22 protein-coding genes, 1 pseudogene and 1 riboswitch are annotated in these 22,438 nt (G+C 37.3%); of the genes and pseudogenes, 9 read left to right on the top strand and 14 right to left on the bottom strand.

Annotated features, from left to right (window positions below; all coding sequences use genetic code 11):
* Nucleotides 1-37 precede the first annotated feature (37 nt).
* The 4 genes from ACN6NE_RS13675 to ACN6NE_RS13660 all read right to left on the bottom strand — a co-directional run bounded on the left by ACN6NE_RS13675 (nt 38) and on the right by ACN6NE_RS13660 (nt 2,917).
* Nucleotides 38-832, bottom strand: a complete 795-nt coding sequence (locus ACN6NE_RS13675) for a SurA N-terminal domain-containing protein (RefSeq protein ID WP_192997913.1) — start codon at nt 830-832, stop codon at nt 38-40.
* Between the two features lie 259 nt (nt 833-1,091).
* The gene (locus ACN6NE_RS13670; protein ID WP_129706046.1) at nt 1,092-2,084 is read right to left on the bottom strand and encodes a Gfo/Idh/MocA family protein; all 993 of its coding nucleotides are present in this window, start codon (nt 2,082-2,084) and stop codon (nt 1,092-1,094) included.
* A 174-nt stretch (nt 2,085-2,258) separates the two neighbouring features.
* Nucleotides 2,259-2,396, bottom strand: coding sequence for a hypothetical protein (locus tag ACN6NE_RS13665; RefSeq protein WP_165351679.1), 138 nt, complete (start codon nt 2,394-2,396; stop codon nt 2,259-2,261).
* Between the two features lie 128 nt (nt 2,397-2,524).
* Nucleotides 2,525-2,917, bottom strand: a complete 393-nt coding sequence (locus ACN6NE_RS13660) for a DUF5365 family protein (protein ID WP_474325622.1) — start codon at nt 2,915-2,917, stop codon at nt 2,525-2,527.
* Between the two features lie 155 nt (nt 2,918-3,072).
* Between ACN6NE_RS13660 and ACN6NE_RS13655 the strand changes: the two genes are divergently transcribed.
* Nucleotides 3,073-3,984: an RluA family pseudouridine synthase gene (locus ACN6NE_RS13655; protein WP_474325620.1), complete on the top strand. Its 912-nt coding sequence runs from the start codon at nt 3,073-3,075 to the stop codon at nt 3,982-3,984.
* 202 nt (nt 3,985-4,186) lie between these two features.
* Here ACN6NE_RS13655 and ACN6NE_RS13650 read toward each other — a convergent pair whose 3' ends face one another.
* Together ACN6NE_RS13650 and ACN6NE_RS13645 are read right to left on the bottom strand one after the other, a co-directional pair.
* Nucleotides 4,187-6,205 (bottom strand): methyl-accepting chemotaxis protein, encoded by a 2,019-nt coding sequence (locus ACN6NE_RS13650; protein WP_474325618.1) that lies wholly within the window; start codon nt 6,203-6,205, stop codon nt 4,187-4,189.
* 140 nt (nt 6,206-6,345) lie between these two features.
* Nucleotides 6,346-7,221 (bottom strand): cation diffusion facilitator family transporter, encoded by an 876-nt coding sequence (locus ACN6NE_RS13645; RefSeq protein ID WP_057242117.1) that lies wholly within the window; start codon nt 7,219-7,221, stop codon nt 6,346-6,348.
* Nucleotides 7,222-7,553: 332 nt separating this feature from the next.
* Here ACN6NE_RS13645 and ACN6NE_RS13640 point away from each other — a divergent pair, with 332 nt between their 5' ends.
* Together ACN6NE_RS13640 and ACN6NE_RS13635 are read left to right on the top strand one after the other, a co-directional pair.
* Nucleotides 7,554-8,510 carry an L-lactate dehydrogenase gene (locus ACN6NE_RS13640; protein WP_013081626.1) on the top strand — a complete coding sequence of 319 codons (957 nt, stop codon included), beginning with the start codon at nt 7,554-7,556 and terminating at the stop codon, nt 8,508-8,510.
* 62 nt (nt 8,511-8,572) lie between these two features.
* Nucleotides 8,573-10,153 (top strand): lactate permease LctP family transporter, encoded by a 1,581-nt coding sequence (locus tag ACN6NE_RS13635; RefSeq protein ID WP_205654893.1) that lies wholly within the window; start codon nt 8,573-8,575, stop codon nt 10,151-10,153.
* A gap of 38 nt (nt 10,154-10,191) precedes the next feature.
* On the opposite strand, the gene ACN6NE_RS13630 is transcribed toward ACN6NE_RS13635, so the two are convergent.
* Complete coding sequence (locus tag ACN6NE_RS13630) at nt 10,192-10,350, bottom strand: hypothetical protein (RefSeq protein ID WP_474325615.1); 159 nt, start codon at nt 10,348-10,350, stop codon at nt 10,192-10,194.
* Between the two features lie 394 nt (nt 10,351-10,744).
* On the opposite strand from ACN6NE_RS13630, the gene ACN6NE_RS13625 reads away from it, so the two are divergent.
* Entirely contained in the window at nt 10,745-11,275 is a 531-nt protein-coding gene (locus ACN6NE_RS13625; protein ID WP_129706036.1) for an IseA DL-endopeptidase inhibitor family protein, read from the top strand.
* A 246-nt stretch (nt 11,276-11,521) separates the two neighbouring features.
* Here the strand turns inward: ACN6NE_RS13625 and ACN6NE_RS13620 are convergent, their stop codons facing one another.
* The gene (locus ACN6NE_RS13620) at nt 11,522-11,791 is read right to left on the bottom strand and encodes a hypothetical protein (protein ID WP_057242122.1); all 270 of its coding nucleotides are present in this window, start codon (nt 11,789-11,791) and stop codon (nt 11,522-11,524) included.
* Between the two features lie 127 nt (nt 11,792-11,918).
* Here ACN6NE_RS13620 and ACN6NE_RS13615 point away from each other — a divergent pair, with 127 nt between their 5' ends.
* Nucleotides 11,919-13,061, top strand: coding sequence for an AI-2E family transporter (locus ACN6NE_RS13615; protein WP_129706034.1), 1,143 nt, complete (start codon nt 11,919-11,921; stop codon nt 13,059-13,061).
* Between the two features lie 35 nt (nt 13,062-13,096).
* Here ACN6NE_RS13615 and ACN6NE_RS13610 read toward each other — a convergent pair whose 3' ends face one another.
* Complete coding sequence (locus tag ACN6NE_RS13610) at nt 13,097-13,492, bottom strand: SET domain-containing protein (protein WP_013055247.1); 396 nt, start codon at nt 13,490-13,492, stop codon at nt 13,097-13,099.
* A gap of 335 nt (nt 13,493-13,827) precedes the next feature.
* Here ACN6NE_RS13610 and rarD point away from each other — a divergent pair, with 335 nt between their 5' ends.
* On the top strand, nt 13,828-14,796 hold the full coding sequence (gene rarD, locus ACN6NE_RS13605; protein WP_474325612.1) for an EamA family transporter RarD: 969 nt from the start codon (nt 13,828-13,830) through the stop codon (nt 14,794-14,796).
* A 14-nt stretch (nt 14,797-14,810) separates the two neighbouring features.
* The gene (locus ACN6NE_RS13600) at nt 14,811-15,581 is read left to right on the top strand and encodes a TatD family hydrolase (protein WP_474325609.1); all 771 of its coding nucleotides are present in this window, start codon (nt 14,811-14,813) and stop codon (nt 15,579-15,581) included.
* Between the two features lie 32 nt (nt 15,582-15,613).
* Here ACN6NE_RS13600 and ACN6NE_RS13595 read toward each other — a convergent pair whose 3' ends face one another.
* Complete coding sequence (locus tag ACN6NE_RS13595) at nt 15,614-15,751, bottom strand: lmo0937 family membrane protein (protein WP_013055244.1); 138 nt, start codon at nt 15,749-15,751, stop codon at nt 15,614-15,616.
* A 193-nt stretch (nt 15,752-15,944) separates the two neighbouring features.
* Between ACN6NE_RS13595 and ACN6NE_RS13590 the strand changes: the two genes are divergently transcribed.
* Complete coding sequence (locus ACN6NE_RS13590) at nt 15,945-16,388, top strand: YfmQ family protein (RefSeq protein ID WP_129706026.1); 444 nt, start codon at nt 15,945-15,947, stop codon at nt 16,386-16,388.
* Nucleotides 16,389-16,530: 142 nt separating this feature from the next.
* Nucleotides 16,531-17,832 (top strand): annotated as a pseudogene (locus tag ACN6NE_RS13585) (CitMHS family transporter).
* A gap of 313 nt (nt 17,833-18,145) precedes the next feature.
* Here ACN6NE_RS13585 and ACN6NE_RS13580 read toward each other — a convergent pair.
* The 4 genes from ACN6NE_RS13580 to ACN6NE_RS13565 form a co-directional block, all read right to left on the bottom strand.
* Entirely contained in the window at nt 18,146-18,673 is a 528-nt protein-coding gene (locus ACN6NE_RS13580) for a GNAT family N-acetyltransferase (protein ID WP_129706022.1), read from the bottom strand.
* 71 nt (nt 18,674-18,744) lie between these two features.
* Nucleotides 18,745-20,286, bottom strand: coding sequence for a nickel ABC transporter substrate-binding protein (gene nikA, locus ACN6NE_RS13575; RefSeq protein WP_129706020.1), 1,542 nt, complete (start codon nt 20,284-20,286; stop codon nt 18,745-18,747).
* A gap of 143 nt (nt 20,287-20,429) precedes the next feature.
* Nucleotides 20,430-20,620, bottom strand: a riboswitch (cobalamin riboswitch).
* A 2-nt stretch (nt 20,621-20,622) separates the two neighbouring features.
* Complete coding sequence (ftsZ, locus tag ACN6NE_RS13570; RefSeq protein ID WP_013055240.1) at nt 20,623-21,627, bottom strand: cell division protein FtsZ; 1,005 nt, start codon at nt 21,625-21,627, stop codon at nt 20,623-20,625.
* A gap of 359 nt (nt 21,628-21,986) precedes the next feature.
* On the bottom strand, nt 21,987-22,376 hold the full coding sequence (locus ACN6NE_RS13565; protein ID WP_050691609.1) for a tautomerase family protein: 390 nt from the start codon (nt 22,374-22,376) through the stop codon (nt 21,987-21,989).
* Nucleotides 22,377-22,438: the final 62 nt, after the last annotated feature.

Here is a 22,438-nt window from a genome sequence, read left to right as displayed (position 1 = left end):
AAAAAAACGGCCCTTTAAAGGGCCGTTTCGTTTGTATTTAAAGCTTCACTTCAACTTTTGCATTTTTCTTAAGTTCTTCAACTTTTTTCTCCAATGCTTCTTGTTTCTTTTGTTGTTCAAGCTGCTGCTTAATTTGTGGCTTTACGTCTTCAAGCTTTGGCATTTGAGATTGTTCTTTACCGCCGCTTGCTTGACTTTGACTTTGTTTTGCAAATTGATCGTAATAATCTTGAATTTCTTTATCTGTTACTTCTGGTGTTTGGATGTCTTTATCTACGTACTGCTGATATTTAATGCTGTCAGCCAGCTCAGACTTTAATTGTGATTGAGTTAGTCCTGCATCTTTTAAAGCCGCTTTAAACTGTTTATCTGTTTTGAACTGCTTTTTCGTTTCTTTTAACTTTTTATTTACTTCTTCATCAGTTGCTTTATAGCCTTTGTTTTCAGCTTCTTGCAATAGCAGCGTTTGACCTACTAAATTGTCAATTGTTTGCTGCTTTACTTGTTTAGCTGCTTCTTTAGATGTTGGGTCTTGTCCCATTTGTTGGTACTGATTTTGTGATGTAGCCAGGGCTGCATTATATTCTTCACCAGAAACTTTTTTACCGTTTACAACTGCTACAGTTTTCTTCTCATCTACTTTTTGTTTATCTAATTTCTTCTGCATTTCTTTTGCTTGCTTTTCCTGCTTTTCCTGAGCCTCTTTTTGCTTCTCAGTTTGTGCAGTTTTCTGATCATCACTTTTTGATTGCTTTGCATCATCGTTTGAACCGCATGCTGTTAAAGCTGCAGCAATTACCCCAATGAGCAATGTATACATCAGTTTTTTCATGATTAATCTCCTTTCATAATCCCAAACGATTATTAGCTATTCGAAAAAATCATCTAGGGGGCATTGTATATGATATAGGCGTAAAAAGAAACCATTTAGGCTAATTTTAAACATATGTAATAAGATTGAAACGTTCTGTAATCTTATGAAAGGTAAACAATTTCGTTTATACGACCTGTCTAATCATAACATTATTTAGTATGATATACATAATTTACAGAAAGTTATTCATAGTACATTCTTTTCTTTAAAGCTTTCTTTACATTAAAGATGACAGTATTCGATCACATAATCTCATCGTTTTTACATTGTCACTTCCACTGGAAAGAAGTTCTTTATCACTTGTACAACACTCAATGAAATGAGCCATCTCTCCAACAAATCCACGAAGGTAAAGATCTCGATATGCTCCTGACATTGGAGAAGCAGAAGGTGTAAACACACGGTCGTTTTCTTTTAATGACTTCCATGGTAAATCATCAAAAGTCTGAGATTCGTGAATAGTCAATGCGTTTACTTCATCAGCAAGAGCAAAGCCATTGTCAAATGTCACTACTAAGTTTTCGCTTTCGCGAGACCACGCTGTCATGCCAGTAAAATACAGGCTTCCTACCGTGCCATTTTCAAACTTCAGCGAAATACTATTTGAAATATACTCACCATGATTATTTCTGAACCCTGTCACGTGAACGACTTCGCCGAACAAGTGACGGACAAGATCAACAATATGTATGGCAGCAAGCTTCATAAACTGCTCTTCATCTTTACAAAAAGGGGTACTGTCTACAGCAAACCTCGCTTGAAATGAACGGACGTTTCCAAGGTTTCCTTCTTCAATTAGCTCTTTTAGTTTTATATAGCAAGGTGCATAGCGCTTCATAAAACCTACCATTACTTTTACGCCAGCTTCCCTAGCAGCATCTGAAATCTCTTTTGCTTCTCTTTCATTCATCCCCAAAGGCTTGTCCACATAAACATTTTTTTCCGCTCGAATGCAATCAAGCACCAAAGCAGGATGATCTTCAGGCTGTGCCACAACTACTACTCCGTCGCACTTTTCCTGCTTCAGCATTTTCTTATAATCATCGTATGGCGTACCGCTGCTCCCAAATCGCTGAAGAGCAGCTTTTGATCTTTCCATACTGCGTGTGGAAATTGCTTTAATTTCTGCTCCCGCTTCAATAACGGACGGATAAATGTTCGTTGATGCGTGAAAGCCTGCACCGATAAAACATAATTTTGCTTTTGTCATGTTTTCGCTCCTATTTGTTTTTTGTGATGGATTTATACAAGTTTGACCATATCACAAGCTCTTTTTGAATGTTCAATTGAAATCTGAAATATGCCAATAAAAAGAAAGAAGTTGAGACACAACTAAATGAATCCAATGGAAAGACGAACAACTAGTATACATAAGCTGAACCGCTTATGACACCACAGTTGATTTCCGTGCAAGACTTCGCTTTCCGCGGGCGGGCGCTGAGCCTCCTCGTCGCATACGCTCCTGTGTGGTCTCATCTGTTCTGCTTTTCCCGCAGGAGTCTCCGCCTTGCCCTCCAATCAACTGCTAGAAAGACCTCCCCTCAAGAAACCTACGTTTACCATAACAAAAAAACGAACCACTAATCAAAAATCTCGATCAATGGTTCGTTCTTCACTTCGTCTAAAATGCTTTTGTCCCAGCCTCTTTCTTTAATTTATGTATGAATTATAAAACGATTCATACGAATACGTAATCAAATTGTTTTCTTTTGCAAAACACTCAATGGAAATAGGAAATAAGAACCCGTATTTTTTTAAAATTGCAATATTTTTTTCGAATTGCTCGCAGTCGCTTTCTTCAATCGGCCGATGTTGAATCGCTTCAATCACGGCAATTATTGTCTGAAGGCTACTAATGACTTGCAATGCTTCATCGAGTAAGCCATTATATAAATGGTCTGTACAATAATCTGGATTTAATAATTCATCAGGATTAAGCTTATCTACAGATACATACCGAGGTAACAAGTCATAGCAAAGCTGTTCAGTCAACTCTTCTATGTAATTCTCCATTTCTGGTGGAGCTGCTTGGGCAATTTTCATGGTTACCCCCCCTTTTTTCTCTTAACTTATGTCTCTTTATTTAGCATAACATAAACATAAAACGAGAACTTCAGGTAGTTATTTCCTCCTAATTATTTACAAGTTCTTTTAAAAGATTAAAGGATATTTACTAGTATGTAAGGAAGGGATTAAATATGAGTATACACAGCCAATGGCTAGAAAATAAAATCGCAAAAAATGATGCAGGGCAAACAATTGAAGATTATTTAAAAACGAAATGGCGTATTCCTAAAAAAACGTTGCATCAGTTTCGGATGAATAAAAATGTCCTTATAAACGGTGAGCCTTTTCCATGGAGAAACACTCTTAAGGAAAATGATAGAGTTTCACTTCCTTTTTTTGAAGCAGAGCCTAATGAAATAACACCTTACAATGTTGATATAGAGATTTTGTTTGAAGATGAGCACGTACTAATCGTAAACAAACCAATAAACCTAGATACTCATCCTTCATCAGAGCAAGACCAAAAAACTCTTTTAAATGCTGTAGCTGCTTATTTTCAAAAAATAGGCCTCAAAACAAAGCCTAGACACGTTCACCGTTTGGACAGCGATACATCAGGTGCTATCTTATTCACGAAGCATTTTGTAGCAAGCTCTGTGTTTGATCAGCTGCTGGCTGAACGTAAAATTAATCGGACTTATATTGCCCTCGTCCAAGGAATCATAAAAAAAGAGGACGGCATCATCAATGAACCCATTGGACGCGATCGTCATCACGCTACAAGAAGAAGAGTATCTAGAACGGGACAAGCTGCCAAAACACGTTATCGGGTGTTAAAACGCAATACAGCAAAAAACGAAACGCTTATTGAACTTTCGCTCGAAACCGGACGCACTCACCAAATTCGTGTTCATATGAGTCACATCGGCTATCCATTACTTGGTGATACTCTTTATGGAGGAAAGAGATTAAAAGAGCAGCAGCAAGCTTTACATGCCATTAAGCTTTCTTTTATACACCCGTTTACACATCAGCGTGTGTCAGCTGTTGCACCTCCAACTCAGCAAGTCTTTTTGCCTTACAGCAAGTTGTTTTCCTATTAAACATAAAAGAGAGGTTAGGACACAACCAGCTAAGGGCAAACAAATAGAAGAAGTGCGCTGAACCGCTTGAGATACCTACATGAAACCTGGGTTCACCATATCAATAAAAAAATCCGAACGAGTTGAATTCTTTATCAAGAATCTCAATTCATCGTTCGGATTTTCCTTTAACTAAAATACTTTTGTCCTAGCCTCTTTTTTTCTATTGAATTTTAAACTGACGAATCAAGTTCGCCAATTCTTCACTAATCTCTTGCAGATGTTCAGCTGATTGAGAAACAGTAGAAATAGCTCTAATTTGTTCTTCTGTAGAAGCAGTAATTTCTTCAGTTCCCGCTGCTGATTGCTGTGCAATAGCTGCTATGCTTTGAATTGCCGCTACCACGTCTTCCTTATGCTCATCGATACTGTCCATGCTGCTTGTCACATGTTCGACAGCCGCCGCCACTTGTTCAATCGTAGTTGCAATTTCATGAAAAGCTCGTTCTGTATCTCCTACCACAAAGTCTTGAGACTTTGAAAGCTCTTCTGTACGGTTGCATTCTTCACGCGCAGCAGCGACTTCCCCTTGAATCGCTGCAATCGTATGGCGAACTTGTTCAGTGGCCTGAGAGGACTGTTCAGCAAGTTTTCGCACTTCTTCAGCTACTACCGCAAATCCTTTGCCATGTTCTCCTGCACGAGCTGCTTCAATACTAGCATTTAATGCAAGTAAATTTGTCTGATCTGAAATACTATTAATTGTGAAAATAATAGATTCAATTTTTTTCATCTTATTTGTTAACTCTTCCATTACAGCTTGAACAGCGTGAATCGTTTGAGACGATTCAGTAGTTTGGTTGCGAAGGAGCTGCATCTGTTTTAAACCTTTTTCATTGATGCTTACAGCTTCAATCGTCATTTTATTAATCTGTGCATTTTGTTCAATGACTTCTTCAATTTGCGAAGATAAACTCATCGTTTTATGATTAGTAGTGTCAGCGTCAGAAGCTTGCTGCGTGGCACCGCTGGCAATTTCATGGATAGCCCGGCCGATTTCCTCACTGGATGCAGTTGCTTCTTCAGATACGGCACTCAAGTCTTCAACAGACGTTTTTACTGTCTTAACAGACGTCTGAACCGTTCCAATCAATGTTTTCATTTTGGCTACCATATCATTAAATAAATGAGTAAGCTCACCAATTTCATCTTTTGATTTCGTCTTCACCTGAACCGTTAAATCGCCAGCTGTTACTTTGGCTACTTCATTTTTCAAGCGGCGAATCGGATTAGTAATGATTCTTGAGAAAAAGATGGTTAGCACCATTGATAATAAGATGCCAATTAACGCAATCCAGACAATAACAGTCAGTAAATGATGAGCGCTTGAGAGCATTTCATTATAAATAAAGGCATTTCCTATCTTCCAATTCGTCCCTTCGAGAGTATCATATGCCATCACTCTCTCTTCACCTTGAAAGGTATACTTCATGAAATCTCTATTTCGGTATGCTTCGTACATTTTTTTCATAAATGGCTGATTCATTAAATTTTTCCCAGCTTCTGTTGGATGAACGAGCGCTGTCCCATTTTGATCAAATAAAAATGCATACCCACCGTGATTTACTTCTGCTTTACCTACAATGTTTTTTAATGCATCTAAGTCTAAATCAGTAGCTATAACGCCCAGCACATTTTTAGTATCTGGATCTAAAATAGCCTTTGCAATTGTCACGACCGTCTTTTTTGTTGCTGCATCTTCATATGGATCCGTATAAATAACCTCATTAGGTGATTCTACCGCTTGTTTGTACCATACCCTTGAAGTCGGATCATAGTTTGAACCAAACTCTTGTTTAGGAACAGAATACATTCCTTTATTTTTAGTGCCTATGTATTCAAGTGCTAGGTTTGGATACTTTTCTTTAAACTGTGTAAACTCTTTTTGAACTGTGTTCCATGTAAAATACGGATTTTTCTCTTGGTTTGTTTGATCTCCTTCCTGCTTAACAAAATTAACAATTACATCGTTTTCACTATACGTCAGCAAAGAACGACTATACATGTCTAAGTACGTATGAATGGTTTCTTTTAACTCTTTCACTTGACTTTGAGACTGAACTTCTACATCTTTTTCTATTTGCGTTTTGGTAAATTGATAAACAGCCCCTGAAACAACTAATAATAAAATAGCTATAAAAATACTAAAAAATACTACGAGCTTTGCACTTAACCTCTTCATTCCCTCACCCTTCTACAAAAATCTTTATATTACTAATAACGGCTTTTCATTTTCATTTTTGAAGAAGTTTTTGTGATTTATTTCAAATTCCCGCAAAATAAAACCAGCGCATCCTTTCATAACGAAAGAACGTGCTGGTCTTATTTTTGCTTTTTGTATGCATCAGGTTCAATATGAACAAGCGTATCTTTAATTTGATGCTCATCGTTCATCATATGTTCAATTTGATCAGCAATTTCATGGCTTTTGATAACATTTAAATGGGGATCTACTTTAACAGTTACATCAATCACGACTTGATTACCAAGCTTGCGCGCTTTCACATCTTCTACTTCTTTTACACCTTCTACAAGCTCGATGCTTTCTTTGTAGTGCCCTAACTTCTCTTCGTCGAATCCGTCTGTTAAGGAATGAGCCGCTTCTTTAAAAATCTCGATGGCTGTTTTACAAATAATAATTCCCACAGCAAAAGCAGCTACCACGTCCAGCCAGGGCAGGCCGAACTGTGAGCCGAAAATTCCCACAACAGCCCCTATACTCACAAGTGCATCAGACAAATTATCTTTAGCAACCGCATATAAAGACTGGCTATCAAGTTTTTTAGCAAGCTTAATATTATATCGGTAGACACCACCCATAACAGCAGCCGCTCCAAGACCTACCCAAGCAGCCAGTAAATTAGGCGCTTCAGATTTGTCCATAAATAACGACTGACCCGCATCGACCAATACTTCTAGTCCGATGACCATCATGATAAAAGAGGCAATCAGTGAAGAGATATGTTCCGCTCTGGAATGTCCATAGGGATGATCATTATCGCGAGGTTTTTTAGAGATTTTTAAGCCGACTAAGACGGCAATTGATGCAATAATATCTGTAACATTATTAAGACCGTCGGCTTTTAATGCAGAGGAAGCGGTGACACCCGCAATGATAAGTTTACATGCTGATAAAAAGATATATGATAAGATACTAACCCAAGCGCCTTTTTGGGCTTGCTCATAGTAGTTCTCCATCCCATCCACTCCTTTATTCAAAATAAGCAAACTTAGTGTAACAAATGGATTTCGTGTGGGTCTATAGAAACATTATTGGCTGCTAACATACAAATAGAGAATGTTAAACTCTTTAGCTTTCTGCAAAACAAGTTGCCTTTACTCAACACTTTAAACGTTTAAGATCTTTCTAAATGTGGCACTTCATGTAGAAGGACCCTTTTTTAAATCGCCCTGTAAAATTGTTTACTATTTTTTAAAGGGTGTGATTTTTATCACAGCTGAAGCTATTTATTCTTGTTACACTAACATTGTGAAAAACATCACAAAATAAAATTCAAAGGATGATACAAATGAAAACACAATTTACACCAAAAACACGAAAAGTTGCCGTTATCGGAACTGGTTTTGTTGGCTCAAGCTACGCTTTTTCAATGGTGAATCAAGGTATTGCCAATGAATTAGTGTTAATCGATATGAACAAAGAAAAAGCAGAAGGTGAAGCACGCGATATCAATCATGGAATGCCATTTGCCACACCGATGAAAATCTGGGCTGGAGATTATAAAGACTGTGCTGACGCTGATTTAGTAGTTATTACAGCGGGCGCTAATCAAGCTCCAGGGGAAACACGCTTAGATCTAGTTGAAAAAAACGTTAAAATTTTTGAATGCATTGTAAAAGATATTATGAACAGTGGATTTGACGGCATCATTTTAGTAGCAACAAATCCAGTTGATATTCTCGCACACGTTACACAAAAAGTATCAGGATTACCAAACGAACGGGTAATTGGTTCAGGAACGATTCTTGACACAGCTCGCTTCCGCTACTTGTTAAGCGACTATTTCGAAGTAGATTCTCGCAACGTCCACGCTTATATTATGGGGGAACATGGAGATACGGAATTTCCTGTTTGGAGCCACGCGCAAATTGGCGGTGTGAAGCTCGAACATTTTATCAATACTGCCGCTATTGAAAAAGAACCGGATATGCAGCATCTATTCGAACAAACCCGCGATGCGGCTTACCATATTATTAATCGAAAAGGAGCGACTTATTACGGAATTGCAATGGGGCTTGTACGCATTACCAAGGCTATTTTAGATGATGAAAATTCTATTTTAACGGTATCTGCTTTATTAGAAGGACAATACGGTATTTCTGATGTGTATATTGGCGTACCAGCTATCATTAATAAAAACGGCGTGCGTCAAATTATTGAATTGAATTTAACTCCTCACGAACAGCAGCAGCTCGAGCACTCTGCTAGCATTCTTAAGCAAACTCGCGACAGAGCTTTTGTGTAACATCTAAAGATTTTTGCGGGGGACTCCCCCGCTCCCTTGTTTTAAATATGTAGTAGAGGTGTATGAATATGACGTGGACTCAGGTATATAATCCGTTAAATAATATTTGGCTTTCTGCACTAATTGCACTCATCCCCATTATCTTTTTCTTTATTGCTTTAACTCTTTTGAAATTAAAAGGACACATCGCTGCCGGTATTACGGTGCTTCTTTCTATGATTATTGCTATTTATTTTTATGATATGCCTGCCTCAATGGTCTTAGGAGCCACTGGCTATGGGTTTCTGTATGCACTTTGGCCCATCAGCTATATTATTATCGGCGCGGTGTTCTTATACAAGCTAACTGTCAAAAGCGGACAGTTTACTACCATTAGACAATCTATTATTTCAATAACCGATGACCCCCGCTTGCAAATGCTGCTTGTTGCTTTTTCCTTCAATGCTTTTTTAGAAGGGGCAGCGGGATTTGGAGCTCCAATTGCCATTACAGCAGCGCTTCTAGTTGGACTTGGGTTCAAACCGTTAAAAGCGGCGGCGCTATGTTTAATTGCTAATACAGCTTCAGGAGCATTTGGCGCCATGGGGATTCCTGTCATTGTCGCGGGACAAGTATCTGGCATAGATCCAAAAGAAATTGCTCATTTTCTGGGCACGCAGCTTCCGATTATTTCTTTTCTTATCCCTTTTTTACTTGTCTTTATTATGGATGGGATAAAAGGATTAAAAGACGTATGGAAAGCAACGAGCATCACAGCCATTTCCTATGCACTGACACAGTATTTAACTGTTACATACATCGGACCTGAACTTCCAAATATCACATCTTCTATTGTGAGTTTGCTTGCTCTTGCTTTTTATATTAAACGAACAAGCCCAGCAACAGCTAAAAGCTTCAGCCTGTCACCAAAACAGATTTTAAAGGCTTGGTCTCCTTTTATTCTATTAACGATACTCGTTACGGCTTGGAGCATTTCTTTTGTCAAAACGATGCTTGAGCATATGAACCTGCTTATTAACGTCCCATTTTTACACAATCACGTAATTAAAGCAGCGCCTTTAGTAAAAGATCCTACTCCTTACGCTGCTGTCTTAAAAATAGATGTATTTGCAGCAACAGGTACAGCAATTCTTATTGCTTGTATCCTTTCAGTTTTCTTGCTTAACGTATCGCCAAAAGTAGCATGGATCACTCTTTTGGAAACCGTAAAAGAATTATCAAGACCTATTATTACTATTATGATGGTCATTGCTTTTGCCTTTATTTCAAATTATTCAGGACAGTCTTCTACACTTGGATTGGCGCTTGCTACATCAGCTGCTTATTTTCCATTTTTATCTCCATTTCTTGGCTGGATTGGCGTATTTCTAACGGGGTCTGTCGTATCAAATAATGCGCTGTTCGGCAACTTGCAGCTAACTACAGCTCAGCAAATTAATGTCTTGCCAATTATTCTTGTAGCGGCCAATACTGCCGGCGGCGTGATGGCTAAAATGCTTTCTCCTCAATCAATTGCCGTCGCTGCCGGAGCAGTGGGACTGGCTGGAAAAGAAGGTGAACTGTTTAAATACACGCTCAAATACAGCATGGGATTTTTGATACTAGGAGGATTTGTTACCTTTTTATTGGCTTGGTGGTTATGATAAAAAAGCGCTAAAAAACTGTTATTACCGTGTTTCTTTCATTTAAACAAACGTTTGATTATATAAAAAAGTCCCCAGTTAGCGCTGGGGGTTTTTTTATTCTGAATTTCTCCTCTTTGAGGGTGCATCTCCTGAAGATCTCTGTACTTCATGCCTGCTATTCCACTTTTTTCACTATGTATAATGCCTTTCATCATTTCGCCTCCTCTTAATCTACCCTACTAAAAAGCTGAAAATGGCAAAAGAAATTTGCCTAAAAAAAGGAAAAAACAGTTTTCACATTCACTTTTTCACCGTTTTATCTTTATTTTTCTGTATCGTAAAGGTATTCAGCTTCTTTTATTACAGTTTTGTAACAAAAAGATTAAAAAGTAGAAAGAAACGCCTAAAAACGTTGATAAATCAACATTTAACTGGTAATTCCCTTACTATATCTATTTTAGAAACTAGTAAAAAACTAAAAAAATTTAAGAAAAAAAGACAAAACACTTTCTTTTGTTACAGATTTATTGTAATATAAATGTAACAAAAGAAATATAAAACACATAATTGTTACATAAATAAGGTTAATTAATTAGGAGTGAGTTAGAAATGAAAAAAATTGGACTAGTTTTATCATCAATCGCTATTTTCTTTACACTAAGCACTGGAGTTACAGCACAAACAACATCTACAACACTAACGGATGCAAATGCTGTCAAAATTGCAGCTAGTGCCAGCAATCATTTCTGGAGTGCTCTGCACGGTTATAAAAACAAACCATGTACAGAACGTACATTTGAATATAAAGGAACTGAGTACGTGTATCTTTGCCCTGAATTTGATACAAAAGCCGAGCTATCAAGCTACTTATCTGAGACATTTACAAATAGTGCAGTAGAAAAAGGATTAAAAAATTACGGCTATATGACATATAACGGCAAACTTGCACACCCAATCGGCGACGGATTCAGCATGTTAGAGTGGTCAAAAGCAAAAACAAAGCTTGTGTATCAAACAGCAACAGTTCGCTCTTATGAATTCACAGTTCCAACTGTAGATGGCGGCAGCGTAAAACGCACTGTCACATTCTATAAATCTAATTCTCAGTGGAAAGTAAATAAATTTGACGCTGTTCAATAATAAAAAAGCAGGCCTGCTTGAGCAGACCTGCTTTTTTATTTTTATCGATAACATAAATAAAACTTCTACTTACAGCGCTCTAATAGCTGTAAATAGAAGTTGAGATCACAAGTTTAAGTAAATCAAATTTTGTCGAATCCTGTAGAAACAGTGATAAGTTACGTTTTATATTACAGGCTAAACTTCTTATTGTCAACATAATTCAGCAAAAAGATAGGACAATATATTCAGAGCATAATAAAGACACTAACTTGGATTTTGTTCATGTTCCTCTGGATTATCATGTACAGGGTGCGCGCCTGGGAATAATCTCTGCGCTTTTTCATGAAGGTTTTTGTTTTCATAATTAAATGCGCTATACGTTCGTTGGCCTTCTTCCCACGAAGTAGATTTCCCCAATTTTTGATTAACAGGAGAGCCGAAAGGACCGTCTGGAAATTCTTCAGCGGTTATATACTCGTGGCTTTTTTCTACTGTAGAGAAATCATCATACGATGGTTGTTTGTGTTCTTTCAATGATTTCACCCCTTCTTTCTAGAAGATTTTCTACTAGTATGCACACTGCTTTGTAAAAAACCCTCTTAAATTAGTCTAAATCAGGGTATGATAACTATACATTTATTTTTTAAAGGAGTTGAACAGCTTGGAACCTAGACCTCAGAAAGGCACTTTTTTCCGAGAAAAAATCTTAAATAATAAATTTGTTGTATATACAATTATTATTTTTATTCTCAGCATGACTATTTTTTCGTTATCAAAAATCGGATTTATTTTAATTCCTATTTCTATTTTTGTTAAAACAATCGCACTGCCGATTATCTTAGCAGGAATTTGCTTTTATTTATTTAATCCGCTTGTTGACTTTTTAGAACGAAAAGGTGTAAAACGAATTATCTCAATTCTTGTTTTATACATAGTGATTATCGGCGCATTAGCCATTATTATTTCATCGGTTATTCCGCCTCTAAAAAATCAAGTTGACCGCCTTATTGATAATATCCCAGAGCTGACGCATGACGTTCAGCATGCGGTGACGAACCTTTCGAATAACCGATATGTCGAACAAGGTCTTCAGTCGGCTAACACGGACCTAGATAAGCTTTCAACAGATGCATCAAAACACTTGAGTAAATATGTTTCTGGATTTTCAAGCGGTATTGTGAACTTTGTCGGCACCATTACAGAAATTATATTATCGGTTGCCGTTTTACCCTTTATTCTTTTTTACTTATTAAAAGATGGGAAAAACTTACCTAATTACATTGTAAAACTGCTTCCAAACCGTTCTCGTTCTGAGGCTAAATTTATTTTAGCCGACATGAACCACGCATTAAGCGCATATATTCGCGGGCAAATTTTTGTTGCGATTTGTATAGGTGTACTGCTTTTCATTGGCTATCTGATTATTGGGTTAGATTATGCATTACTTCTAGCGATTATCGCTATGGTAACCAATGTTGTGCCTTACCTTGGTCCTATTATCGCCATTATCCCAGCAATTATTATTGCGTTTATTACCTCTCCTTTCATGCTTGTAAAACTAGCCATTGTCTGGGCAGTTGTTCAATTGCTTGAAGGTAAAGTAATCTCTCCGCAAATTATGGGAAGAAGCCTAGACATTCACCCGATTACAGTCATTTTTGTCATTCTAACCGCCGGAAACTTATTCGGAATCATCGGTATTATTTTAGCCGTCCCTGGATATGCCGTTTTAAAAGTTATTATTACGCATATTTACCAATTCATCCGTTTGAATTCTACTATGTATCCAGATAAAAAAGCATAATAAAAAGCCCATCGATTTTCGATGGGCTTAACTTTTTACTTTTGTTCTTCTTCATCTTCACGATCAAACCAAAGGAGCTCTTGATCATCTTCATCTCCATTATAGTTGATGAGAATTTCTTCTCCTGCTTGGATATCCGTATATGCATAAAAATCAAAGGTATGATTGTCAAAATTAATTTCATACGTAGCATTGGGTGTATACGAGTGATTAAACAGCATACCGTATCCCAAAAGAATAGCCGTATGATTCACTCCATATTCAAAAGCATAATCCGCTAGTGTTGTTTTCTCAATAAAATCATGCTCTTTATTAGGATAAGCGATAACAGGAGCTTCGTGAATAAGCGTTCCTTTTTTAATATCTTGCTTAGCAAATACACCTCTATTAAATTCTCCGTCGCTTATCGCAGACACTTTTATTTCGATCATATTCGTCACCTATATATTCTTTCCTCTAAGATTTTTTTCTTCCTTAAGCTTGACAGTTTCTAATGGGGAAATCAACTGTTTTTCATAACCACTTGAATATAAGCTGAAGGAGCGCTTATCATGCACACTTGTGTAAGCACTTACCTTGTTAGAAACATGCAATTTGATTTTATTTTAGACATGGAAAAGCAATGACCTTGCCCATAGCGCTTTTTTGAGCCATTCAACATGTGAAGAATCGTTTTTCTCTGTGATATAATCGTTTATGCTGCTTTTTTATGTTAATCTATCACTCTTATTACCAAATGTATCTCATGTTAGAAAGAAGGTTTTAAATGAACTTAAATCATGACAAAGATGGTGTAACGTATGCAGTCCTTTCTTATCTTATGTGGGGGCTCACGCCAATTTATTGGAAGCTGGTTCACCACGTAGCACCGGGGGAGATTTTAGCTCAGCTCGTTTTTTGGTCTTTTATTTTTATGCTTATTCTTTTATTGATAACAAAGAAATGGCGTACATACATTACGTTTGTAAAAGAAATAATGAAAAAACCATCCTTATTCTGGGCCCTTTTTACTGCGTCTGTACTTATTAGTGCAAATTGGGGCATTTTTATGTGGGCTGTCATTGATGGAAAAATAGTAGAAGCGAGCCTTGGACAATATATTAATCCCCTAACAAGTGTTTTATTAGGTGTTATTGTCTTAAAAGAGAGATTAAGCGGGGCTCAAATTTTTGCATTTATACTAGCAGCGATCGGCGTATTAACACTCAGTCTTCATTATGGTGTGGTTCCTTGGATTTCGCTTAGTTTAGCTCTTACTTTCGGATTATATGGTTTGGCAAAGAAAAAGATTAAAGCTGATTCAACAATCGGATCAACTCTTGAAACGATGGTCACCTCCCCTATTGCATTAGCATACATAGGCTACCTCACGTTTCAATCACACTTACAGTTTTTTGATTCTTTTTCAACAAGTCTTTTATTAATCGGAAGTGGAATGGTCACAGCTCTACCACTCTTATTATTCACAAAAAGTGCTAAAAAAGTATCATTATCAACGCTTGGTATTCTTCAATATATTTCACCAACCTTATCTCTGCTAGCAGGAGTAATTCTATACCATGAATCGCTAACAAAAGCTCATGTTATTGCTTTTAGTTTTATTTGGTTAGATCTTATTGTTTATACGTTTTCATCTATTACTAAATGGGGGAACAAAAAACAAATAAGAAATAAAGTGGAGGCCTTACAGAATCATACATTTTCTTACGTATTATTTCTAAACAAACTGGGCTGAAAGGAGCGATATTTATGAAACAAATCATTGACGCTCATATTCACCTCGATCAATATGAACCGAAAAGCTGGAAGGACATAATAGAGAAGGATCCTTCGTTACAAGCGCTTATTTCTGTATCTTCCACATTACAGTCTTGCCAACTTAATCAAAAAATCAGCCAATTGTATTCCTGTGTGAAACCCGCCTACGGATTTCATCCTGAACAAATACTGCCTTCTTCAAATGAATTAGCGGAGCTGTTTGCCTGGATTGATCAAAACAATGAAGAAATGATTGCTGTTGGTGAGGTTGGTCTGCCTTATTACTTAAGTCAGACCTATACTCTTTCTCTAGAGCCCTATTTGGAGCTACTCGAAGCTTTTATTGTTCATTCAAAAAAGTGGGAAAAGCCGTTAATTCTTCACGCTGTATATGAAGATGCTGAAATCGTGTGCGACTTACTAGAAAAACATTCCGTGTCTAAAGCTCACTTCCACTGGTTCAAAGGAGCTAAAAAAACCGTTGAACGAGTGAAAAACAACGGTTACTACATTTCCGTTACACCCGATATTGTATATAAGCCAAAAATCCAAGCGCTTGCCATGGAATACCCTCTTGACTACTTGATGATCGAAACAGATGGTCCGTGGCCATTTGAAGGACCTTTTCAAAACCAGACAACGGTTCCATCAATGATGCATCAGTCCGTTGAGGAAATAGCACGTCTCAAAAAGATTTCTGTAATGGAAGCATATGATTTTTTATATCAAAATACATCTTGTTTTTATAATCTCTCCATATAAAAGGCCTTTCCCTAGGGAAAGGCCTTTTATATCTAAATTCGTTTCACAAGTTTTACGATTAGCACAATCACTGCAATGACAAGAAGAATATGAATAATGCCGCCGCCAATATGAAAAACTAATCCTAATAACCAAAAAATAAATAAAAGTCCAATAATCGTCCACAACATAATTTTTTCTCCTTTTTTATATGTAGTATTTGTTATAATTTTATATTTCCCTAAATGTGCATAAATAAACGTATTTCATATACATCTTTTCACCGAGGAAGGTTCACATAATGTACAAAAAGCACTCATGTTCTCTGTGGTAAAATAAGTATGTGACCTTATTTCATTTAAACTATAGCGGAGATGATTACCTATGACATGGATTGTATTACTTTCCATCATTCTTGTAAGTGCGCTCAAAATATTAATAACGTGTCTTCCAACTCCAGTTGTCAAATGGCTTATGACTAAATTTCAATTACATCCAACACTTGATGATCAAAACGTTACTGTCACAGTTGATGGGAAACATTTAGAAGGCAAAGACAAAATGCAAGTAATTGATTATTTTAATAAAGCAACATTTTTACAACAATATTATGTCCATGAAGGAAACAAGGATTATTATAAACACCTAGAAGACAGTGAAACTCCACTTGTTATCGACACGAAAAAAGGTAAAAACGATGTTCGACTATGCGTATACAGTTATGATGATCATGTCGACGTCGTTAAACAGTATAAAAAGAAGATTATTGCCTACAGTCTACTGTCTGATCACCTTCAAAAGCAGTCCATAACAGCTGACCCAGCTTAAACCAGTCGCCTATAAGGCGGCTTTTTTAGTTTTTAGTTTTAGTTTGAAGCTATCCTATTTAAAAATACCAAACTTTAACATTAATTCTAATGCTATAATAATAATTAATAGAATTTTCTAATTTTTTAAGAGGTGATGGATAATGCTTTCTTTGTTAGGCTTTGGAATGATTGCGACTTTTCTATTTCTTGTCATTAGTAAACGCTTGTCCGTGGTTGTTGCTTTTATTTTTGTCGCTATCCTCTTTAGTGTAATTGGAGGTTTTAGTGCTGATATGGGCGATATGATGATGAATGGTATTTTAAAAGTAGCTCCTACGGCCATTATGATCGTTTTTGCTATTTTATATTTTTGACTAATGATTGACGTCGGTTTATTTGATCCTATGATTTCTCGTATCCTAAACCTTGTGAAAGGCGATCCTTTAAAAGTCGTAATGGCAACTGCCGTTATTACAATGATTGTTGGCTTAGACGGAGACGGCTCTTCTACATTTTTAATTACAGTTTCCGCCTTGCTTCCTTTGTACACAAAACTGGGAATGAACCGACTAATACTGGCTTGCGTTATTAGTTTAAGCGCAGGTGTTATGAATATGATTCCTTGGGGAGGTCCTCTCGTAAGAGCCGCAGCAAGTTTGCAATTAGAAGTATCAGATCTATTTAACCCTCTGATTCCAGCTATGGCAGCGGGATTGATGTGGACTTTATTTTCAGCATATCTACTAGGAAAAAGAGAGAAAGCGCGCTTAGGAACCATTCATTTAAAAGGTTCATCAATGGCTTTTGCTGAACAGCTTTTAGTTCATGAGACCCCTGGGAAGCCACCTAGACTCTTTTGGTTTAATGCCTTATTGACACTGTGCTTAATGACTCTCTTGGTGGTAGACATACTCCCTATTCCTATTTTATTTGCTATTGCTTTTGCCATTGCTTTATTTGTTAATTTTCCTCATCCAAAAGAACAGCAGGAAAGAATCTTAAGTCATGCAAACAGCTTTGTAATGGTTAGTACATTGGTTTTTGCAGCCGGAATCTTTACAGGTGTTTTTACAGAAACAAAAATGATGGATGCCATGGCTAATACCATTGTCAGCCTCACTCCTGAATGGCTAGGCTCTCACCTTCCCTTAGTTGTAGCAATAACGAGCCTTCCTCTTAGCTTTATATTTTCACCTGATGCTTATTACTTTGGCATTTTACCTGTTATTAGCCATACAGCAGCTAATTTTGGTGTAGACCCTGTAGAAATAGGACGAGCAGCTTTATTGGGACATTCCACAACTGGGTTTCCTCTATCTCCTTTAGTACCCGCTACTTTCATTCTGATTGGGCTGGTTGAAGTAGATTTCGGGGAGCATCAAAAGTTTCTTTTTAAGTGGGCCTTTGGGACAACTATTGTCATGACAATTACAGCCATTTTAACGAATGCTATTTCCCTTTAGACTCCTACCATAAAAAAGGAAGCCGACTACCATAAGGCAATCGGCTCACACATGTAGGATATTGATTTAACACTAACAAAGTACAACACAACACTAATAATTATATAATATATTTCATCATTTTGAAAGCGATTTCATATATATTTTTAAAAATATTTTGTTATTTATTTTTCATAGAAAAAAACCACGTTTCAGCCAATTCGAAACGTGGTTCTTTTCTGTAAGGACTTGCCCTACAGGCTATAAATGTAAGTTACGTTCATTATAGCATGAGCTCGTATACAGATTCTATGGTAATTAATGTATGATCTCGTTACATTATAACCGGTTCTATTTTTCTGTCCATGTGCAGCGTATTCCATGGCTCATCCTGTTCAGCAACCCTTTCGATAAAACCTTGTGAAGTCCAGAATGGGATAGCCCCCGGTAAAAAAGGATGAGTATGCAGATACAACGTGTCATAAAAATGATTTTGAGCAAATTGTTCCACTGCCTTTAACAGCTGCTGTCCAATGCCTAGACGCCGGTATGCTGGATCGACATAGCATTTTACAATCTCGGCTGCAGTTTTATGTTCATATCGCTTTTTTAATGCATGAAACCTTCCATCGTAAGCGTATAAACCAATTGTTCCAACTACTTGTTGATTTTCTGTGACAGCTGCAAAAAAAGCAGCGCCTTTCGCTTGAACATAATGTTCATTAAAATGAAGCAAATCCACAGGAAGCTGATTTTTTTCCAGCATAGGAAATAGCTCATTCCGCATATTCATGACAAACTGAATCACTTCAGCATCCTTTTCTTTTACTTCTTTAATTTGATACATTTGTACTTCTTGCACGTTTACTGTCACATCCTTTTATCTATCATTGTATACTTTCTCTTTTTCCTATAGGAACAACACAATATTGACTACGGCGTTACATCTAAATGCTGAGTCAGCATATAATACTCGCTTGGATTTGTTGTCCAGTTTTTCACTTTTTGATTATAAGCAACAACAATGTTTGGATGTACAATCGATGATGCCAGCATTTCCCCATTAATCAAAGCGGTTGCTTGCTTAGCTAACTGATCTCGCTTTGCGTCATCTACGGTTGAATTTAACTGCTGAATCATTTTTGTTAGCTTATCATCATTAATCCGGCTGGCATTTAAACCACCGCCCGGCAAATAGTTCGTACTTAAATAATAGCTTGCATCTCCTCTAGGGGCAGTGATAAGACTGTACAGTGCTAAATCCCAATCGTCTTTTGCCATTAAATATTCATCGCTGTCCTCAACGAGATGAATCTTAATAGTAATTCCTAACTCTTTCGCATTAGACTGTATAAGCTGAGCAATCAAAGGAAGTTCTGGAAGAGAGCTGTATGTGACAAGAGAGAGCGATAATGGCTTTTCATTTTTGATTGCTTTGCCATTTTTGATTTGATAGCCTGCTTTCTCTAAATATTTTTTAGCAGATGTCATACCTCTTTGCTCATTAGTAGTATTATCAGCAAAAGGAAATTGGGGTAAAAATGGACTTCGAGCCGATGCCGCTTGATTGTTCATTATGCTGCTGACAATTTCTTTTCGGTTCAGTAAGGTATCGATAGCTTTTCTTACATTTTCGTCTTTTAATGCGTCATTGGTTTGATTATAAAGTAATAAATGAGTACGTACACTAGGTACTCCACTTACCTTAAAAGACGGATCTGTTTGTAAAGTGCCCAAACTTTCTAAAGGCGGGCGATAAATAATATCGGCTGTTCCAGATTGAAGAGCAGCAACTCGCGCATTAGCATCTTCGTTAAATGCAAAAGTCGCGTTTTTCAATTTCACTTTTCCATTCCAATAATCCTCATACCTTTCTAATTTCACTTGATTTCCTTGATCAAAAGACAAGACGTGAAATGGACCCGTGCCAATGGGCTTCTTAGCTATATGAGAAGCATTAACGTCTATAATGGCTGTGTTTGGATGCACTAATTCAGAAGGGAATTTAGGCATTGGTTCTTTTAACGTAATTGTCAGGGTGTGACCGTTCGCTTTCATTTCTTTGATTTTTAAAGCGTTTCTCATTGCATAGCTTTGGTCTATTGCTCTTTGAAGAGAAGACTTCACGGCATTTGCATCCAGCGCTTTTCCATTTTGAAACGTGATGTTCTTTCTTATCGTAAATGTCCATGTAAGGCCGTTATCTTTCGTTTCCCACTTTTCAGCAAGCCAAGGCTTTATTTTTAAATCGTCGCTGATTTTGACAAGCGTTTCCCCCACTCCTGCACGGACTGCCGTATAATCATCATCGGTATGAGGATCAAGGGTTGCAGGTGTAAAATTAAATAAAAATGTCACACTTTTATCCGTTTTCTTTCTTTCTTTTATACTTATGCTCTCTTCATTAGGAGCGCAAGCAGTGAGGCAAAGTAACACAAGAAATATCATAGATACGAGTTTTTTATTATTTATCATTGATTTTTCCACCTTCTATTTTAATACACAAAAAAAGCACTTCTAAAAAGAAGTGCTTGTCTTCACAACAAATCTAGATAAACGTATCCCTTGTTTATCTTATTTTTGATTCTGCCAAAACACCTCCCTATCCTCGTAGGTTATTGTGTGCTGCGATTTATGGCAGGTTTCCTGGCTTCAAGTCATCGCCTTATACCGCCTTCCCGTCTCTAAATAGACAGTGGCTTTTTGGCATAAGGCTCCTTGTTACAGTGGCGGGACCGCTCCGGATTTTCACCGGATTCCCTTTTAAGGCAATTGAAAAACAATTGCCACCATAAAAGCTGGTTATTTAATTTAGTAGCGTGCTCTTGAAACTCTAGAAGTAGAAGCTGATGGTGAAACATCTTCATCATCAAATCCAGTGGCAATAACGGTTACCATCATTTCGTCCTTTAAATCTTCATTGATCACAGACCCAAAAATCATATTTAAGTCCTGATCAGAAGCAGACGTGACAATATCTGCTGCTTCCTGTACTTCGTAAAGACTCAGGCTGCTGCCGCTCGTAATGTTCAACAGCACACCTCTTGCCCCATCAATCGATGCATCTAGCAGCGGACTAGAAATCGCTTTTTTCGCTGCTTCAATTGCCCGGTCTGATCCGGAAGCTCGTCCGATACCCATAAGCGCAAATCCTTGATTAGACATGATTGTTTTTACATCAGCAAAGTCAAGGTTAATCAGCCCCGGAACAGCGATTAAATCTGAAATACCTTGAATACCTTGGCGAAGAACATTATCTGCTTCACGGAATGCTTCAAGCATAGGCGTCTTTTTATCGACAATTTCAAGCAAGCGGTCGTTTGGAATCACAATAAGGGTATCTACCGATTCATTCATCGCAGTAATACCGCCTACTGCTTGCTTTGTACGTTTATTTCCTTCAAACTTGAACGGGCGAGTGACTACTCCAATTGTTAAAGCATTTAGTTCACGGGCAATTTGGGCAATAACCGGAGCTGCTCCAGTGCCGGTTCCTCCGCCCATGCCAGCTGTTACGAATACCATATCTGCGCCTTGCAGTACTTCTTGAATTTGTTCTCTGCTTTCTTCGGCTGCTTCTCTTCCCACTTCTGGATTAGCTCCTGCACCTAATCCTCGCGTTAATGCCGCACCAATCTGCATTTTCACATCTGCTTTAGATAAGTTAAGCGCCTGAGCATCCGTATTAACGGCGATAAATTCTACTCCTTGTACACCGTGTTCAATCATACGGTTAACGGTGTTATTTCCTCCACCACCGACTCCAATTACTTTAATTCGCACTAGTGGCGATACATCTGCATCAAATCCAAACATTCTAAGTTCCTCCTCAATGATCAAAATTACTTTCTCTTATTATCCGAAAAAACACGTGAAGAACCTTTTACTCCTATGTTTAACGCGTAACTGTTCTTTTGTTTTACAGATTTTATACACTTCTCTTTTAACCTTTAAAACTTTACATCTTTATGTAAATTTATTGTTGTTCTAAAATTAGTACGCCGAACTCTTTTATGGTTTTTCCACTCAAAACGGCATATAAGCTTATTGTATCATTCATTTGACAGATGTCTGTATTTAATTTTGAGTAAGATGTGACTAAGAGAATAATATTTTTATAGACAAAATGAGAAAAAGCCCTTAGAAATAAGGGCTTCTCTAGATAATAAACCGTTTTATAATTTTCCAGTTAAGAATTGAGCTTCTCCCATGCCAAAGCTCCAGTCAGCATTACCGTTTTCAACAATCGAAATCATAATGTCGTTTGGCTGAATGCCGCAGCTCTCTCCAAGCTCTTTTACAATTAATCTGTAAAGAGCTTGCTTTTGCTCTTCTGTCCGCTGTTTACTCGTTACACTTATAATAACCAAATCCTTGCTTCTCTCAAAGCCTAGACCTGTATCTTCAATAATCATTTCATGAGCAGGATGCTGATGTACAATTTGATAACGATCGCGTTCTGGCACGCCAAAGGCTTCTAGCATCGCTCGGTGAGCAGCGTCTAGCAGTTTTTTTAACTCTTTTTCATCTCTTCCTTCTATTACATCAAATCTAAGTAATGGCATACTAAGTAACCTCCAGCTTTTTGTCTAATGTATTATTGCTTCATCATATCACAACTATCGTT

The sequence above is a fragment of the Priestia sp. 53B2 genome (assembly GCF_056099005.1).
The sequence above is the reverse complement of the archived record's forward strand: the minus strand, read 5'-3'. Positions and strand labels throughout refer to the sequence as shown.

What these genes read in the sequence shown, in the direction of transcription:
- ACN6NE_RS13675 (WP_192997913.1), bottom strand. Translation starts at nt 832, where the DNA reads ATGAAAAAACTGATGTATACATTGCTCATTGGGGTAATTGCTGCAGCT.
- ACN6NE_RS13670 (WP_129706046.1), bottom strand. Translation starts at nt 2,084, where the DNA reads ATGACAAAAGCAAAATTATGTTTTATCGGTGCAGGCTTTCACGCATCA.
- ACN6NE_RS13655 (WP_474325620.1), top strand. Translation starts at nt 3,073, where the DNA reads ATGAGTATACACAGCCAATGGCTAGAAAATAAAATCGCAAAAAATGAT.
- nikA (WP_129706020.1), bottom strand. Translation starts at nt 20,286, where the DNA reads ATGATAAATAATAAAAAACTCGTATCTATGATATTTCTTGTGTTACTT.
- ACN6NE_RS13660 (WP_474325622.1), bottom strand. Translation starts at nt 2,917, where the DNA reads ATGAAAATTGCCCAAGCAGCTCCACCAGAAATGGAGAATTACATAGAA.
- ACN6NE_RS13595 (WP_013055244.1), bottom strand. Translation starts at nt 15,751, where the DNA reads ATGTTGTGGACGATTATTGGACTTTTATTTATTTTTTGGTTATTAGGA.
- ACN6NE_RS13630 (WP_474325615.1), bottom strand. Translation starts at nt 10,350, where the DNA reads ATGATGAAAGGCATTATACATAGTGAAAAAAGTGGAATAGCAGGCATG.
- ACN6NE_RS13625 (WP_129706036.1), top strand. Translation starts at nt 10,745, where the DNA reads ATGAAAAAAATTGGACTAGTTTTATCATCAATCGCTATTTTCTTTACA.
- ACN6NE_RS13635 (WP_205654893.1), top strand. Translation starts at nt 8,573, where the DNA reads ATGAATATGACGTGGACTCAGGTATATAATCCGTTAAATAATATTTGG.
- ACN6NE_RS13645 (WP_057242117.1), bottom strand. Translation starts at nt 7,221, where the DNA reads ATGGAGAACTACTATGAGCAAGCCCAAAAAGGCGCTTGGGTTAGTATC.
- ACN6NE_RS13650 (WP_474325618.1), bottom strand. Translation starts at nt 6,205, where the DNA reads ATGAAGAGGTTAAGTGCAAAGCTCGTAGTATTTTTTAGTATTTTTATA.
- ACN6NE_RS13590 (WP_129706026.1), top strand. Translation starts at nt 15,945, where the DNA reads ATGACATGGATTGTATTACTTTCCATCATTCTTGTAAGTGCGCTCAAA.
- ACN6NE_RS13640 (WP_013081626.1), top strand. Translation starts at nt 7,554, where the DNA reads ATGAAAACACAATTTACACCAAAAACACGAAAAGTTGCCGTTATCGGA.
- ACN6NE_RS13565 (WP_050691609.1), bottom strand. Translation starts at nt 22,376, where the DNA reads ATGCCATTACTTAGATTTGATGTAATAGAAGGAAGAGATGAAAAAGAG.
- ftsZ (WP_013055240.1), bottom strand. Translation starts at nt 21,627, where the DNA reads ATGTTTGGATTTGATGCAGATGTATCGCCACTAGTGCGAATTAAAGTA.
- rarD (WP_474325612.1), top strand. Translation starts at nt 13,828, where the DNA reads ATGAACTTAAATCATGACAAAGATGGTGTAACGTATGCAGTCCTTTCT.
- ACN6NE_RS13610 (WP_013055247.1), bottom strand. Translation starts at nt 13,492, where the DNA reads ATGATCGAAATAAAAGTGTCTGCGATAAGCGACGGAGAATTTAATAGA.
- ACN6NE_RS13600 (WP_474325609.1), top strand. Translation starts at nt 14,811, where the DNA reads ATGAAACAAATCATTGACGCTCATATTCACCTCGATCAATATGAACCG.